Here is a 14343-nt window from a genome sequence, read left to right as displayed (position 1 = left end):
TGTATCATCCTTTAATTATTTATTCTTTCAAAAAGTTCCTAAAATTGTTCAATTGTTTTTTAGAAGCTTTTAACATACGTTTAGAGCCCTTTACAGGCATAATAACTGCTTGTTGTGGCAAGTAAAACACTGTCTTTAAAAAACGTTTAGTGATTGGTTCATCACGGTTCAATTCTTTTTCGAAGTTATTCGAAATAATAGCATCTAGGTAGAACTCATGAACTCTCTTACCAAAGTTTTCAGCTGAAATTTCATAGAGCTTGTTAGTAAGATGTCCGTCATCCATTTTAGGAGTAGCAATCAAGGCTTCTAAAATAACTCCAGAGAGATCATTCTCTTCGTAATAGAGAGTTCCAAACATTTTGTCATTGATTAGATTATCTAAATATGGATTTCCATGAGCGATTATAGGTGTCTTGCTTGCTAAGCTTTCTAAATAAGTCAAACCTTGAGTTTCACTTGTAGATGCTGAGATAAAGAAGTTTGCAGCTTTATAATACAAAGCTGTTTCACTTGGAGCAATCATCCCAGTGAAGACGACATATTCTTCAATTTGCAATTCCTGGGCTTGTTCTTTTAAATTTTTCAGATATGGCCCATCACCTGCAACAACTAATTTTACTTTCTGTTCCTCTTTTAAAACTTCGGCAAAAGCAGATAGAACAGCCTGAATATTTTTTTCATAAGAAACGCGAGATAGACTTAAAAGCATTTTTTCATCTTCTTTAATCCCCAGCTTAAGGCGTAAGTCTCGTAAATGCTCAGGACCTATCTCTGGTCTATCAAATTTAGCCAGTTCTATACCAGTCGGAATAACTCTTTTTTCAACTTTTACCTTATAGTCTGATAAAAGATCACGGACAATTTCACTTGGACAAATAACTCCGTCAACGTCATGAAGAAATCCTCTGACAAGATACTTGACCATACTAGGGCGTATCAACAAGCCCTTTGCAATATAGTGGACATAATCTTCATACTGCGTATGATAGGTATGAATAACTGGAATTTTGAGCTCACGAGCTATCCAAATACCAAGTAAACCTAAAGAAAATTCTGTTTGTGTATGAATGATATCTAGTTGATATTGCTTAGCAATCTCTAAAGCTTTTGTAAATCCACGAAAAGCAAGGCGACGATCCTTAAAAGCAAAGAAAGGAAGACTAGGTATACGGATAATCTGCCAATCCTCGTAACGATTAACATCCTTATCTGTAGTAGTAAAGATAAAAACTGCATGTCCTTGCTTTTCAAGTTCTGTTTTTAAGGTTCGAATACTAGTCGCAACACCTGATACCTGTGGGAAATAAGTATCTGTAAATAAACCAATTCGCATATACTACCTCATTTTTTTCCTAAAGCCGCCTGCTCTCTATAGAATTCCAACCAGATCTCAAGTAAATGCTCCTCCGAATACTCTTTGGAAATCTCTTTGGCCTTTTCTTTTAATTCTTTTAAAGTCTCTGGATGATCTCGATACTCCAAAATAGCCTTCTTCATATCTTCAACATCACTTGTTGGTCTATAATTTCCTTCTAAAATGACCTTGTAGAGATCAAGATCACGAAGCATAATCGGAGCTTCACAACTAGCTGCTTCCAAAATTGTCATCGGAAATAGTTCATTATAACTAGGAAGTAAGAACAAATCTGCTAAAGCATAAAGTTCTCTCATACGCTCAGATGAAACAATTCCTGGGAAGATCAAGTTCTTTGGAGGATTGTCCATAATCTTTTTATAGCGTTCGTAGCCATCAGTAATTCCACCAAATGAGAAACCACCGGCCCAAATAAAGGTAACTTGTGGTAATTCTTCAGCTAAGGTAATAAAATCGTCAATACCTTTACGTTTCTGAACTTGACCAGCACCTACGACTACAAACTCTTCCTTATCTATTCCCATACCTTGACGAAGCTGAGATACTTTATCAACTGGCAATGGGTGCCATTTTTCTTTGTTAACAAAGTTAGGAATATAGGTCACTTTTTCACGTGGAATCCCAGCCGCAACCAAATCTTCGATGAAAGTAGGATTGACTACAACCAGATGTTCCATACGGTCATAAAAAGAAAATACATACCGTTTGACAATTCCCTTTAAGAAAAATGGAATCTTCAAACTACCTTCCAAGGTATCTGGCAAAAAATGAACATAACCAATTCGACGTCCAGAGCGTTTCTTTTGGAAAGTGGATAAATAGTATGGAAGATCTATTGTGTGAAAATGAGTTACATCAGCCTCGACAGGCAGATTTTCTGTTACAATTAGTTGGTCTTTCGCATCACGTTTCAAAAGTTGCACAAGTTCACGGTAAGCTCCAGAAACTCCTTGTCCTGCTACCTTTTCACTCGAACTTAGCATGTTGATGCGTAATTTCTCTTTTTCCATACTATCCATTATATCATTTTATTGAAAGAAAATCAGCAAATTAAAAAAGAGATAGCATAAAAGCTAGGGAATTTCCTAACACTTATACTATTTCTTTTTTTATATCATTCTATTTAATACCTAATGCGATACGAGCATAGCGACTCATTTTTTCAACAGTCCAAGCTGGATACCAAACTAATTTTACTTCAGTATTGGTAACCTCTGGTACATCTGTCATAGCATCATAAATTTGATCGGTCAAGAGGTCTGCTAATGGACAACCCATAGTCGTTAAGGTCATATCAATCTCAGTATCACCGGTATCACCATCAAATCGAATCTCATAAATCAGACCTAGGTTGACGATATCGATTCCTAATTCTGGGTCGATAACTTCTTCTAATGCAGATAAGATTTTCGTTTTGATAGTTTCAATTTGCTCTTCTGTATAAGCCATGTGTAATCCTCCAATTTTAATCTTCGATAAAGTCACGAAGTGGTTTACTACGACTAGGTTGGCGAAGTTTTCTCAAGGCCTTAGCTTCAATCTGACGAATACGCTCACGAGTAACATTAAAGACTTTCCCAACATCCTCAAGTGTACGCATTTTACCATCATCAAGACCAAAACGAAGACGTAATACATTTTCTTCACGATCAGTCAAGGTGTCTAGCACTTCGTCCAACTGCTCACGCAAGACAATACGAGTGGTGTAGTCCACTGGATTTTCAATCACTTCGTCCTCGATAAAGTCACCAAGATGACTATCGTCCTCTTCACCAATAGGTGTTTCAAGAGAAACTGGCTCTTGAGCAATTTTCAAGATTTCACGAACCTTGTCAGGTGTCATATCCATACGTTCAGCAATTTGCTCAGGAGTAGGATCTTGTCCCAATTCTTGAAGAAGGTTACGCTGCTCACGAACAAGCTTGTTGATTGTTTCTACCATGTGGACTGGAATGCGGATGGTACGAGCTTGGTCAGCAATAGCACGTGTAATAGCCTGACGAATCCACCAAGTTGCATAAGTTGAGAATTTGAATCCTTTTGAATAGTCGAACTTATCAACGGCCTTCATCAATCCCATATTTCCTTCTTGAATCAAGTCAAGGAATTGCATACCACGTCCAACATAGCGTTTCGCGATAGAAACTACCAAACGAAGGTTAGCCTCTGCTAGACGTTGTTTCGCTTCAACATCTCCTGCTTCAACGGCCAAGGCCAATTCCTTTTCCTCTTCGTTAGTCAAAAGTGGAACTACCCCAATTTCTTTCAAGTACATGCGTACAGGGTCATTCACTTTGGCAGATGTTGAACCAATTAAATCTTCATCGCTAAGTTCTGGTTCTTCCTCTGTACTTAAGACACGTTCACTTGGATTTCCTTCGTTATCCGTGATAGAAATCCCAGCATCTTGAATTCGTTGCAAAAGATTTTCAATACCATCTACGTCCAAGGCAAAAGGAATTACAAGGACATTATTAATTTCTTCATCTGTAGCTGTACCCGTTTTTTTATGATTACGAATAAATTCTGCTACTTGGACATCAAAAGTGGTTACTTCTTTTTGTTTTTTTGCCATTCTTACTCCATTCTTCTTTTTTGGGCAATTAAGCGTTCAAGCTCTTCCAAAGCGGTATCAGTATCCCCGATATGACTTGCTTCCTGAACCTTCTTTTTAATTTGTAAATTTTGTTGATTTATTAGCGCACGTTTTCTAGATTCTTCAACCTCCACCAACTCTTGTGGCGACATTTCTGCTGGCAAATCTAGAGATAAGACTTGGTACCATGCACTTTCAACCTCTTTTGTCTGACGTGACAAATCTTCTGAGGAAATAGACCCATTATCAATTAAAAGTCCATACAAGGTTTGAAACTCAGGTGTCTCAAAAACAAAATCATCTCTTAGTCGATAATCATTGAGAACTAATGGGTGCTCCATCATCCGATAGAGGATATGAGCCTCAGCTCGCATCACAGCGGTTAACTGTTTCGTCACTGACATTGTGATAGGCGTAGGATTTGTTACCTGCTTAACCCTTTCCTGTCTTTGTCTTACACGATTCTCATTAATAATGTGTTCAACTTGCTGATAATCGAAAGAAGGTAAATGATCCGTCAGTAAATGAATATAAGTATTCTGAGCTGTGATAGATGGTTCTTTAACGATAAGAGGAGCAATTTTCTCAATAAACTCGATTTGTGCTTGTAGATTTTCATTATTACTAGGTTTATAATGATGAATATAAAACTCAATCGGACTTATTCTAGTATTAGCTAAGAGATATGCCAAATCCTCTGGAGAATTCTTTTGCAAGTATTCATCAGGGTCCATAGCATCAGGAATCTGAACGATCTGAACAGGTAAATCACCAAGCTCTTCGAGAGCTTTTGCTGTTGCAGCTTGACCTGCCCTATCTCCATCATAAGTAATGATAACCTTTTTGGTAAATCGTTTTAGATGATTGACATGCTCACTTGTTAGAGCAGTTCCCATGGAAGCTACTGCATTTTCAATACCAGCACGGTATGCAGCAATAACATCCATAAATCCTTCCATCAGGTAGATTTCAGGAGCTTTTCCAGAACCTTTTTTTACCCTATTCAAATGGTATAATTCGTAACTCTTATTAAAAATTGCCGTTGCACGACTATTTTTATACTTTCCTGTTTGAGAATCTGCTTCTTGCCAAACACGACCAGAAAAAGCAATAACCTTACCTTGATCATTTGACAGTGGAAACATAATACGATTATGGAAAGTATCAAAGAATTGGTTACTCTCAGATAAGTAGAATAAACCTGAATCCAGCAGGTCTTTTTCACTATAATCCTTTTCCAAACGTTGATAAAGGTAAGAACGCTCTGCTGGAGCCAGTCCAATCATAAAGTGATTGAGAACATCATCTGTCAAACCACGCTGGTAGAGATAGTTTCTTGCTTCTTCACCCATCTTAGTCGTCATGAGAATAGCATGGTAAAACCTCGCAGCTTTTTCATGCATGTCATAGAGATTCTGGTGTGGTGAAGTGTGGTGGACAGAATGCTGAACAGGACTTGCCACTTGTACGCCAAGTTTTTCCGCTAAAATCCTGACAGCATCAGTAAAGGAGACTTGCTGATATTCTTCAATAAACTTAAAAACATCCCCAGAACGTCCACAGCCAAAACAGTGGTAAAACTGCTTATCTTCAACAACGTTAAAGGAAGGGGTCTTTTCACCATGAAAAGGACAGAGCCCTAAAAAGTTCCGTCCAGATTTTTGTAAAGAAATCACTTCTCCTATGATTTCGACAATATTGGTATTGTTTTTGATCTCTTCGATGACTCTCTTGTCAACCATAGACAATACCTCCATTTTATCACAGTTTACTTTATATAGTATAGCTTATTTCAGAAAAAAAGTAAACCATTTCATACCACTTACATGCTTCTATTTCATTGATAAATGGTATTTTCTTAGGTAAGTATTCATGAAAATATTAAAATCTCTAGAATTTATCAAAAATAGAGGATTCTTTGACACTTTCAACCATTAAAAAACTTAGAAGCGGATAACCTACTTCTAAGTTTTTAGCAATCAATCCTTTATTCAAATAGTTGATAGTAATCCGAAATTTTCATCTTAGCTTTTTCATCCTTGTTTAAATCTTGGATGATTCGTCCTTCCTTCATAACAATGAGACGATTTCCATACTTGAGAGCATCTTCCATATGGTGGGTAATCATCAATGCTGTTAGATGATCCTTTCTGACAAAGTCATCTGTTAATTCCATCAAGGCCACACTTGTTTTAGGATCAAGAGCTGCTGTGTGTTCATCCAACAAAAGGAGTTCAGGACGTTTCAAGGTTGCCATCAAGAGGCTCAAGGCCTGTCTTTGTCCACCTGACAAGAATTCAATCGGTGTATCCAAGTGTTTTTCTAGACCATTTCCGATTTTCTCAATGGTTGTTTGAAATTCTTCCTTGTAAGCTGAGAGTCTTCTCGGAAAAAGTCCACGTTTTTCACCACGAAACTTAGCAATCAAGAGATTTTCTGCAACTGTCATACGTGGAGCTGTTCCCATCTTAGGATCCTGAAAAACACGAGAAAGGTACTTGGCACGTTTTTCAGGGCTGAAATTTGTGACATCCTCCCCCATAATGCGAATACTACCACTGGTTAAAGGTAAAGTTCCCGCAATGCCATTAAAGAGAGTTGATTTCCCTGCACCATTTCCACCCAGGATTGTGATGAAGTCATGTTCGTAAATATCAAGAGAAACATCGTTTAGGATAATTTTTTCTTCATCAAATCCATTCTTCACAATTTTTGTGGCATTTTTTAATTCTACAATTGCTGTCATTTGCTAAACTTGACTCCTTTCAAGTATTTATCCTTAAGTGTTGGAATGACTAGACAAGTTGCTAGGATAAGAGCACTATATAGTCGAAGGTAGCTTGTGTTAAAGCCGAGAGCAATGACTCCCCATACTAGAAATTGGTAGCTAATAGAACCAACGACAATAGTAACCAAACGTTCTGCTAGGGTCAAACTCTTAAAGAGTACTTCTCCGATAATCAAACTAGCAAGCCCAACTACGATAACCCCGATACCACGAGAAACATCCGCATAACCTTCTTGTTGGGAAATTAAGGCACCAGCAAGGGCAATAACACCATTTGACAATACCAATCCCATAAGTTCCATACGTGCCGTATTGATACCAAAACTACGAGCCATATCTGGATTATCTCCTGTTGCGATATAAGCTTGTCCCAATTTAGTATCTAGGAAGAAAAGCATGAGTAAAATAACCAAAGTCACAAAAATTAAACCTGTAAATAATTGATTAACCTCAGATGAGAAAGGAAGAACGTCCTGGATTTGTTTAGTTCCTAAGAGCCCAAGGTTTGCCCGACCCATAATCATGAGCATGATAGAATGGCAAGAAGTCATCACCAAAATACCAGACAAGAGTGTTGGAATCTTTCCTTTCGTGTAAAGAAGACCAGTCGCTAAACCTGCAAGACAACCTGCTCCAACAGCTACTAATGTAGCAAGAAAAGGATTAAACCCTTGTGTAATAAGAGTTACTGCTACAGCTCCACCTAGAGGAAAGGAACCCTCGGTTGTCATATCTGGAAAGTTGAGGATTCGAAAGGTCATAAAGATTCCCAAACCTAGAATAGCCCAGACAAATCCTTGTGAAATAATCGATACTATCATGTTACATTCATTTCCTTCTTTTAAAAATTAGAGGAGATGTCTCCAACTCCTCCTTTATTCTTATTCGATTACTTGACCAGCTTCTTTTAAGACTGATTCAGGAATCGTAATTCCAAGTTCTTGAGCTAGTTTTTTGTTGATAACTGATTTACCAGTTGAGAAGACATTGACTGGAGTGTCTGCTGGCTTTTCACCCTTCAAGACTTTAGCGATCATCTTACCAGTAGCCACACCAAGATCGTGTTGATCAACAACTACTGATGCCAAACCACCTGCCTCTACCATTGCAGTTGCACTTGGGTAGATTGGTTTTTTAGCTGTTTGATTACTTGATACTACAGTTGAGAATGCAGATGCGATTGTGTTGTCAATTGGAACCCAGATTGCATCCACTTTTCCAGTCATGACATTTACTGTAGAAGCAATTTCGTTAGTAGACGGAACTGCAAAAGTTTCTACCTTCAAACCAGCTTTTTCAGCGTAAGCCTTGAACTCTTCAACTTGTGATTTAGAGTTATCTTCGCTACTTGAGTAAAGAGCTCCGATCGTTTTAACATCAGGAGTCAATGTTTTAATCAATTCAACCTGTTGTTCAGCAGGGTTATGGTCAGATACCCCTGTGATGTTTCCACCTGGTTTTTCCAAGTTTTGTACAAGTTTAGCTCCAACTGGGTCTGTAATAGCTGCCATGATAACAGGAAGGTCTTTTGTTGCACTTGCAAGCCCTTGAGCTGCTGGAGTTGCAATACCGACAACAACATCGTTTCCGTTTGCTACCAATTGTTTACTCATTGTCGCAACCTTACTTTGGTCACCTTCTGAGTTCATAAAGTCGATTTTAACTTGATCTCCTTTATAGCCTTCTTCAGCAAGCCCATCTTGGATACCTTGGTAAATCAAGTCAAGTGATGGGTGACTGACGAACTGTAGAACACCAACTTTAGCTGTTTTATTAGCAGTTTCAGTTTTAGTTTCTTGTTTCGTTAAGTTAGAGTAGACCAAGCTTCCTCCAACTACAAGTGCTAGTGCTGCGATAATACCAATTAAACGTTTATTCATACTTATTTCTCCTTATTTCACTTAAACTTCGTAATGTTAATGTCACTTTCAATATAAATTTACCAAGCGTCGCCATCGTTTAAATTCCATCATATACCTCCTAAACAAAAGAAAAAGTCCTCACACAAAAAACTTGTGTGAGGACGTCGATGCGCGGTGCCACCTCAATTATAGGGAATCCTCCCTATCTCTCAATCTCGCTTCACGAGTTGCACTGTAAGGTGTGCGCACCGAATTCTTATGATTTCAAATTCTTTATAACATTCAGCCCAATTTTCATCATCTCCATCTATCTGTTTCCACCAACCACAGACTCTCTAAAAAATTTTAATGATTACTTTCTGAATGATTCGATTATATCATTTTAAAAATGCTTGTCAAGTGATTTTATGAATTATTTTTTTAAATATGTAAAATTCTTACGGATTTTATAAAAAAATATCTTAAAATTAACCTGAATTACGTAGTCCTGTAGCGATTCCGTTAATAGTCGTATGGATTAATTTTTCTTCATGTGAAGATAGTTGTCCATGACGTTGACGTTTGATTAGCTCTAGCTGAATATAGTTTAAAATATTGAAGTAAGGCATACGATAGTTTAGACTGGCCTTCAAATATGGGTTTTCTGCTAAGAGCTCATCATGCCCTTCAATTGCTAAAATCACATTCTTGGTTAATTGCCATTCGTCCAAAATAGTATAATAGATTGCTTGTACTTCTTCGCTTTCACATAGTTTAGCATACTCAAATGCAATATTCATATTTGATTTTGATAAGACCATGTCTACGTTAGAAAGTAGTGACTGGAAGAATGGCCAGTTTTGATACATATCTCGAAGGTATTCGATATTTTGTGGATCTTGGTCAATAAATTCCTTAAAACTAGAACCTACGCCATACCAACCTGGAAACATAACACGACTTTGTGACCAAGAAAATACCCATGGAATAGCACGCAATCCACCAATTTCAGTGATGGTTTTACGAGCAGCTGGACGAGAGCCAATATTAAAGCTTGAAATATTCTTGATTGGACTTGACTCAAAGAAGTAGTCATAGAAATGTTCGTTTCCAAATACCAAGTCACGGTAAATATCATAAGAACGGTTAACTACCTGGTCCATAATGGCCTCATAACGATTTGAAGTATTGGTGTCACTCTTCTTCTGTGTAATCATCCGGTTGATGGCTGCTGATACTAACATTTCTAAGTTATAGTAGGCTGCGTCTTTATTACCGTATTTATTGCCAATGACTTCACCTTGCTCAGTAAGGCGGATACGGTCTTTAATTGACTTGAGCGGTTGAGAAGCAATGGCATCGTATGTTGGTCCACCACCACGGCCAACAGTCCCACCACGTCCATGGAAGAAGGTTACTTTAACACCAAATTCATCACCGATAGCTGTTAGTTGTTGTTGAGCCTTATAAAGGGTCCAACATGAAGATAGGTAACCACCATCTTTGTTACTGTCAGAGTAGCCAAGCATGATTTCCTGATAATTATTTTTTGAAGCAATCCATTTTTTAGCTAATGGGAGTGAGAAGTATTTTCTCATGGTTTCTTCAGAATGGTCCAAGTCTTCAATAGTCTCAAACAGAGGAACAATTTGAACACGCGCTTTTTCTGCATCCACAAGGCCAACTTCTTTGAGCATAATAGCAAGTTCTAACATATCAGACACACTAGTTGCGTGAGAGATAATGGTTTGACGAATGACATCTTCCCCTAAGCGGTCTTTTAATTCACGAGCAGTTTGGAAGATAGCCAATTCTTTTTCAAGCAGTTCTGATTTTTGCGCATGAGTTGCAGACAAAATGCGAGGATCCTCTAGCAGCTCATGTAAGAGCAAGTCACATTTCTCATCTTCAGATAAGTCGCTATAGTGGTCATTGATACCAGCGGATGCAAGCAATTCAGCTACACAGGCTTCATGAACACTGGAATCTTGACGCATATCGATAGAAGCCAAGTAGAAACCAAAGACTTCTACTGCTTCTAAAAGCTCTGCAAATTCACCCGTAATTAAGGCTTCTGCCTTATTCTCAATCAAGGAATCATGAATGATATATAGATCATTTTTAAATTCTTCAACCGTATTGTAATAAGGAGGACGATCTTCAGCCAATTCCTGAATAGCTCCGGTAATTCGATTTCCAATATAATCAGAGATCACACCCTGTTGGTGACTATTCGCTCTAAGAAAAGTCTCAATAGAGTGGCGTTCATCAATTGATGAACCGACAAGTGCCCACTCTTTTAAATTCAATAAAGTTTGAATTAATTTTGATTGAATCAAATGGAAGGCTCTACGATAAGGTTCTTTTTCACGAAAGACTGATGTATCACCTGATTGTTCCGCCATCTCTTCAACAGCTTTGCTCGTTTTAGATAAATTAGTTGATAGCGAGAAATTCAAATAGAGAGTAGAAATTTTACTAATATAGTAGTTTAGGATTACTTCACTTTGAATTGTAGCTGATCGCTTAAGAGTCTCAGCTGTTACAAATGGATTCCCATCTCGGTCTCCACCAATCCACATACCCATAGTAATGGGCTTGGCCTGTTTCAAATCAATTCCTTGCTCTTTTGCAAGACGTTTATACTCTAACATTAGATTAGGAACAGCTTGTAAGAAGGAGCTATTGTAATACTCCATTACATTGGTAATCTCATTAGTTACCTTTAGTTTCTTCTCACGTATCATGTCAGTTTGCATGATGATTTCAATGTAACGACGAAGATCGTTATGCCATTTGTCCTTGTTGATTAAGCCCATTCTTACATCACGGTATTTACGTAATAGTGTATGGATATGATTTGTTAAGTCCAACATACTCTTACGTTGTACCTGAGTTGGATGAGCAGTTAGAACTGGCACAACATTTAATTGCTCAAGAATCTCTGTAGCATTTTCTTTTTCAGCGACCATTTTAATGGTTGTAGAAAGTTTACCTAGATAATCTTGATCAACATTATTTAAATGGTTAATTTCGTAAGCCAAGTCAACATCTTCTGAGATATTAATCAGTAGAGGTAAAATTGAAAAATAACGAGAAATATAGACCATCTCCTCATTTGAAAGAGTGGTTACAATCTTGTCGAGACCCTGATAATCCTCAGACGTTGATAATTCTTTCAACTGCATAATTTTATCAAAAGTCTCAGGTGCAAGCATATTTTTTGTGATTTCTTCAAGTAAATCCGTTAAAATTTGCACTTCCTCTTGAACAACAGTTTTATTACTAAAATTTTCTAATTTTTGAAGAGACATTTATTTTCTCCTTCTTACCTATGTTATCTTAGAATTGTGTTTCTAATTCGCTATAAAGCCCCGCACGTTTCTCACTGGCATCAATATTCAGTACAAAAGCAATTGCCACAGAAAGAACTAAGAGACTATTTCCCCCTTGAGATAGGAAGGGGAAGGTAACTCCAGTAGATGGTATCAAACCTGAAATACCACCAATATTAACAAATACCTGGACTAAAATCATTCCACCGATACCGATTGCCATCATCGAATTAAAGGGATCCTTGGCCCTAATACCAACCAAAATAATACGCAAAATCAAGAAGAAAACAAGGGCTAAAATGAGACTAGCTCCAACAAATCCAAATTCTTCGATAACAATCGAAAAGACGAAATCCGTATGGGCTTCTGGTAGATACCCTCGTTTTTCAATGGAATTTCCTAAACCTAAACCAAACCATCCACCATTAACCATGGCATAATAGGAATTGGCTAATTGGTGCCCAGCTCCAGCGACATCATCAAAGGGATTGAAAAAGGCGCTAAAACGTTTTGCTACATAACCAAATACAGGGATTTTAGAAAATTTCTCAACACCAATAAACTTAATAGCCGTCAATGATAGGGTAGACGCTCCTATTAGCAAACCTATGATAGTTCCAAACCAGCGATGGGCAATACCACTAATTGTATACATTAGTATAGATACCAATAGTAAAATGGTTGCATTTCCCAGGTCTGGGAAAATAGCCAAACTACCAATCATTACTAAAAGAACAAAACGCCAATCGTTAAAAGCTCTCGGAAACCACTGATTTTGTGTCAAAACTTGGAAATCATATACGCCAATTTCTTCTTGTTGTTTAGAAAAACGTTGAGCAAGATACCAAATAATAATAATCTTTAGGTACTCAGCAGGCTGAATCGTAACCGGTCCAACCTTAATCCAACCATAAGCTCCATTGATGGGAATCCCAACTAAACGAGCTAAGGCCAATAAGACTAGCTCAACAAACATAACAATAAAGAGCAAGCGTTCATTCTTTAAGAATCCTAATTTTAGTTTATAAATTAAGGCAATTAAGAATAAACTAACAATCCAAAATAAACCTTGATTTCGAACTAATTGAAAGGCACTCTTCCCTTCTTGGATTAAAGATGCACTAGTTGTTGAATAGACTACTATTAATCCCAATACAGATAAAAGTAAATAAGGGACTAAGATGGAATAATTCAACAGGTGCCGTTTACTAATTTTCATACTTCACCATCTATCAGAAAATTCAATTTCTATTATTTATAGTTTTGCTAACTATTATACCATTTTTTAGACTAGAAAAAAACTCTCACCCATTAAAGCATTTATTTAACCAAATATAATAAATCAGATATTCTATTTCTGTTTGTAGTCAACAATATCGTCAGCAAAAAACTACCTTTCGAAAACGAAAGGTAGTTATATCTAATATTAGTTAGATGTTGTAGTTGTGTTATTTTCGTTTGAAGATTCACCTTGAATATATTGTGTAAAGATAGTCTGGAAGGTTTGATCTTTAACTTTAATATTTGCTGCTTGGAGTTCTTTTCCGATTACTCCTTGAACAAAGGTAGCGTCATTCTGTTTTTGAGTTAAGATAATTGACTGAAGTTTTTCTTTGTAGTCTTCCCAGTTAGCTGATTTTTCAGATTTCTTCGTTAATTTAACAATATAGAAATTGCTTGTGTATGCTTGGGTTCCTGGAGCAGTAATAACATCTGATACTCCATCAACATCTAGTGCAAAAGCAGCTTTCTTAACAGCTGCTGGCAATTCTGTAGACGCAGAGTCAAATGTGATTTCTCCACCATTTGCTTTTGTCTTTTCGTCAGTTGAATTATCCTTAGCCAATTGTGCGAAGTCAGCTCCAGATTCTTTAGCTTTAGCAAGAACTTCTTTAGCCTTATCTTCGCTATCAAGTTTAATAATTTGCGCAGTTACTTCTGGTGTGTACTCTTCGTATGCTTTTTTGTAGTTCTCATCCGTCAATTCAGCTTCTGCAGCTTTTTTAACAGCATATTCTACCAACTTACTTGTACGAATTTGTTGTTTACGGCTTTCAGCAGTCATACCTGCACGAGCAAGAACAGTTTGGTAACTGTCTCCATATTTTTTTTGTTCTTCAGCTACTGCATCATCAACGTCTTTATCACTAACTTCTGAACCATATTGTTTTTCAAAAACCTTTTGAATCGTCATGTTAAGCAAGACTTGTTGAGCAGTTGGATTATTCTTAACTTCTTCAAAGAATTGATGTTCAGTGATTACATCACCTTTCATACTGATTAAGTCAGCTCCTTGAGAACTAGTTGAACATGCAGCTAAAGTAGCTACTGACAATAATGTAATGGCACCAGCCAATAATTTTTTCTTCATGTTTACTCCTTTTTATCACTAGATAAATGTTTAC

Annotated in this window: 11 protein-coding genes and 1 other annotated feature; all 11 genes read right to left on the bottom strand. The window is 37.2% G+C overall.

From position 1 onward, the window contains the following. Nucleotides 1-19: 19 nt before the first annotated feature. The gene (locus BQ2679_RS06805) at nucleotides 20-1336 is read right to left on the bottom strand and encodes a glycosyltransferase family 4 protein (protein ID WP_075567476.1); all 1317 of its coding nucleotides are present in this window, start codon (nucleotides 1334-1336) and stop codon (nucleotides 20-22) included. 8 nt (nucleotides 1337-1344) lie between these two features. Continuing rightward, the gene (locus tag BQ2679_RS06800) at nucleotides 1345-2388 is read right to left on the bottom strand and encodes a glycosyltransferase family 4 protein (RefSeq protein ID WP_075567475.1); all 1044 of its coding nucleotides are present in this window, start codon (nucleotides 2386-2388) and stop codon (nucleotides 1345-1347) included. Between the two features lie 109 nt (nucleotides 2389-2497). Further along, nucleotides 2498-2827 (bottom strand): metal-sulfur cluster assembly factor, encoded by a 330-nt coding sequence (locus BQ2679_RS06795; protein WP_075567474.1) that lies wholly within the window; start codon nucleotides 2825-2827, stop codon nucleotides 2498-2500. 16 nt (nucleotides 2828-2843) lie between these two features. Beyond that, complete coding sequence (rpoD, locus tag BQ2679_RS06790) at nucleotides 2844-3953, bottom strand: RNA polymerase sigma factor RpoD (protein WP_075567473.1); 1110 nt, start codon at nucleotides 3951-3953, stop codon at nucleotides 2844-2846. A 2-nt stretch (nucleotides 3954-3955) separates the two neighbouring features. Beyond that, a complete protein-coding gene (gene dnaG, locus BQ2679_RS06785; RefSeq protein ID WP_075567472.1) occupies nucleotides 3956-5716 on the bottom strand; it encodes a DNA primase in 1761 nt (586 codons plus the stop codon). 245 nt (nucleotides 5717-5961) lie between these two features. After that, a complete protein-coding gene (locus tag BQ2679_RS06780) occupies nucleotides 5962-6720 on the bottom strand; it encodes an ABC transporter ATP-binding protein (RefSeq protein WP_075567471.1) in 759 nt (252 codons plus the stop codon). Beyond that, a complete protein-coding gene (locus BQ2679_RS06775; protein ID WP_075567470.1) occupies nucleotides 6717-7583 on the bottom strand; it encodes an ABC transporter permease in 867 nt (288 codons plus the stop codon). Before BQ2679_RS06775 ends, BQ2679_RS06780 begins: the two co-directional genes overlap by 4 nt. A gap of 60 nt (nucleotides 7584-7643) precedes the next feature. Beyond that, on the bottom strand, nucleotides 7644-8642 hold the full coding sequence (gene trpX / locus BQ2679_RS06770; protein WP_075567469.1) for a tryptophan ABC transporter substrate-binding protein: 999 nt from the start codon (nucleotides 8640-8642) through the stop codon (nucleotides 7644-7646). Nucleotides 8643-8778: 136 nt separating this feature from the next. Beyond that, nucleotides 8779-9000 (bottom strand) — a binding site (T-box leader). A gap of 91 nt (nucleotides 9001-9091) precedes the next feature. Beyond that, entirely contained in the window at nucleotides 9092-11917 is a 2826-nt protein-coding gene (ppc, locus tag BQ2679_RS06765; protein WP_075567468.1) for a phosphoenolpyruvate carboxylase, read from the bottom strand. A 28-nt stretch (nucleotides 11918-11945) separates the two neighbouring features. Beyond that, the gene (gene ftsW / locus BQ2679_RS06760) at nucleotides 11946-13157 is read right to left on the bottom strand and encodes a cell division peptidoglycan polymerase FtsW (RefSeq protein WP_075567467.1); all 1212 of its coding nucleotides are present in this window, start codon (nucleotides 13155-13157) and stop codon (nucleotides 11946-11948) included. Between the two features lie 207 nt (nucleotides 13158-13364). After that, entirely contained in the window at nucleotides 13365-14309 is a 945-nt protein-coding gene (prsA, locus tag BQ2679_RS06755; RefSeq protein ID WP_075567466.1) for a peptidylprolyl isomerase PrsA, read from the bottom strand. Nucleotides 14310-14343 lie beyond the last annotated feature (34 nt).

The organism is Streptococcus timonensis (genome assembly GCF_900095845.1).
Taxonomy (GTDB): domain Bacteria; phylum Bacillota; class Bacilli; order Lactobacillales; family Streptococcaceae; genus Streptococcus; species Streptococcus timonensis.
This window is presented reverse-complemented; position numbering and strand designations above follow the sequence as displayed.

Coding starts and splice junctions, on each gene's coding strand:
- BQ2679_RS06805 (WP_075567476.1), bottom strand. CDS start 1,336: ATGCGAATTGGTTTATTTACAGATACTTATTTCCCACAGGTATCAGGT.
- BQ2679_RS06800 (WP_075567475.1), bottom strand. CDS start 2,388: ATGGAAAAAGAGAAATTACGCATCAACATGCTAAGTTCGAGTGAAAAG.
- BQ2679_RS06795 (WP_075567474.1), bottom strand. CDS start 2,827: ATGGCTTATACAGAAGAGCAAATTGAAACTATCAAAACGAAAATCTTA.
- rpoD (WP_075567473.1), bottom strand. CDS start 3,953: ATGGCAAAAAAACAAAAAGAAGTAACCACTTTTGATGTCCAAGTAGCA.
- dnaG (WP_075567472.1), bottom strand. CDS start 5,716: ATGGTTGACAAGAGAGTCATCGAAGAGATCAAAAACAATACCAATATT.
- BQ2679_RS06780 (WP_075567471.1), bottom strand. CDS start 6,720: ATGACAGCAATTGTAGAATTAAAAAATGCCACAAAAATTGTGAAGAAT.
- BQ2679_RS06775 (WP_075567470.1), bottom strand. CDS start 7,583: ATGATAGTATCGATTATTTCACAAGGATTTGTCTGGGCTATTCTAGGT.
- trpX (WP_075567469.1), bottom strand. CDS start 8,642: ATGAATAAACGTTTAATTGGTATTATCGCAGCACTAGCACTTGTAGTT.
- ppc (WP_075567468.1), bottom strand. CDS start 11,917: ATGTCTCTTCAAAAATTAGAAAATTTTAGTAATAAAACTGTTGTTCAA.
- ftsW (WP_075567467.1), bottom strand. CDS start 13,157: ATGAAAATTAGTAAACGGCACCTGTTGAATTATTCCATCTTAGTCCCT.
- prsA (WP_075567466.1), bottom strand. CDS start 14,309: ATGAAGAAAAAATTATTGGCTGGTGCCATTACATTATTGTCAGTAGCT.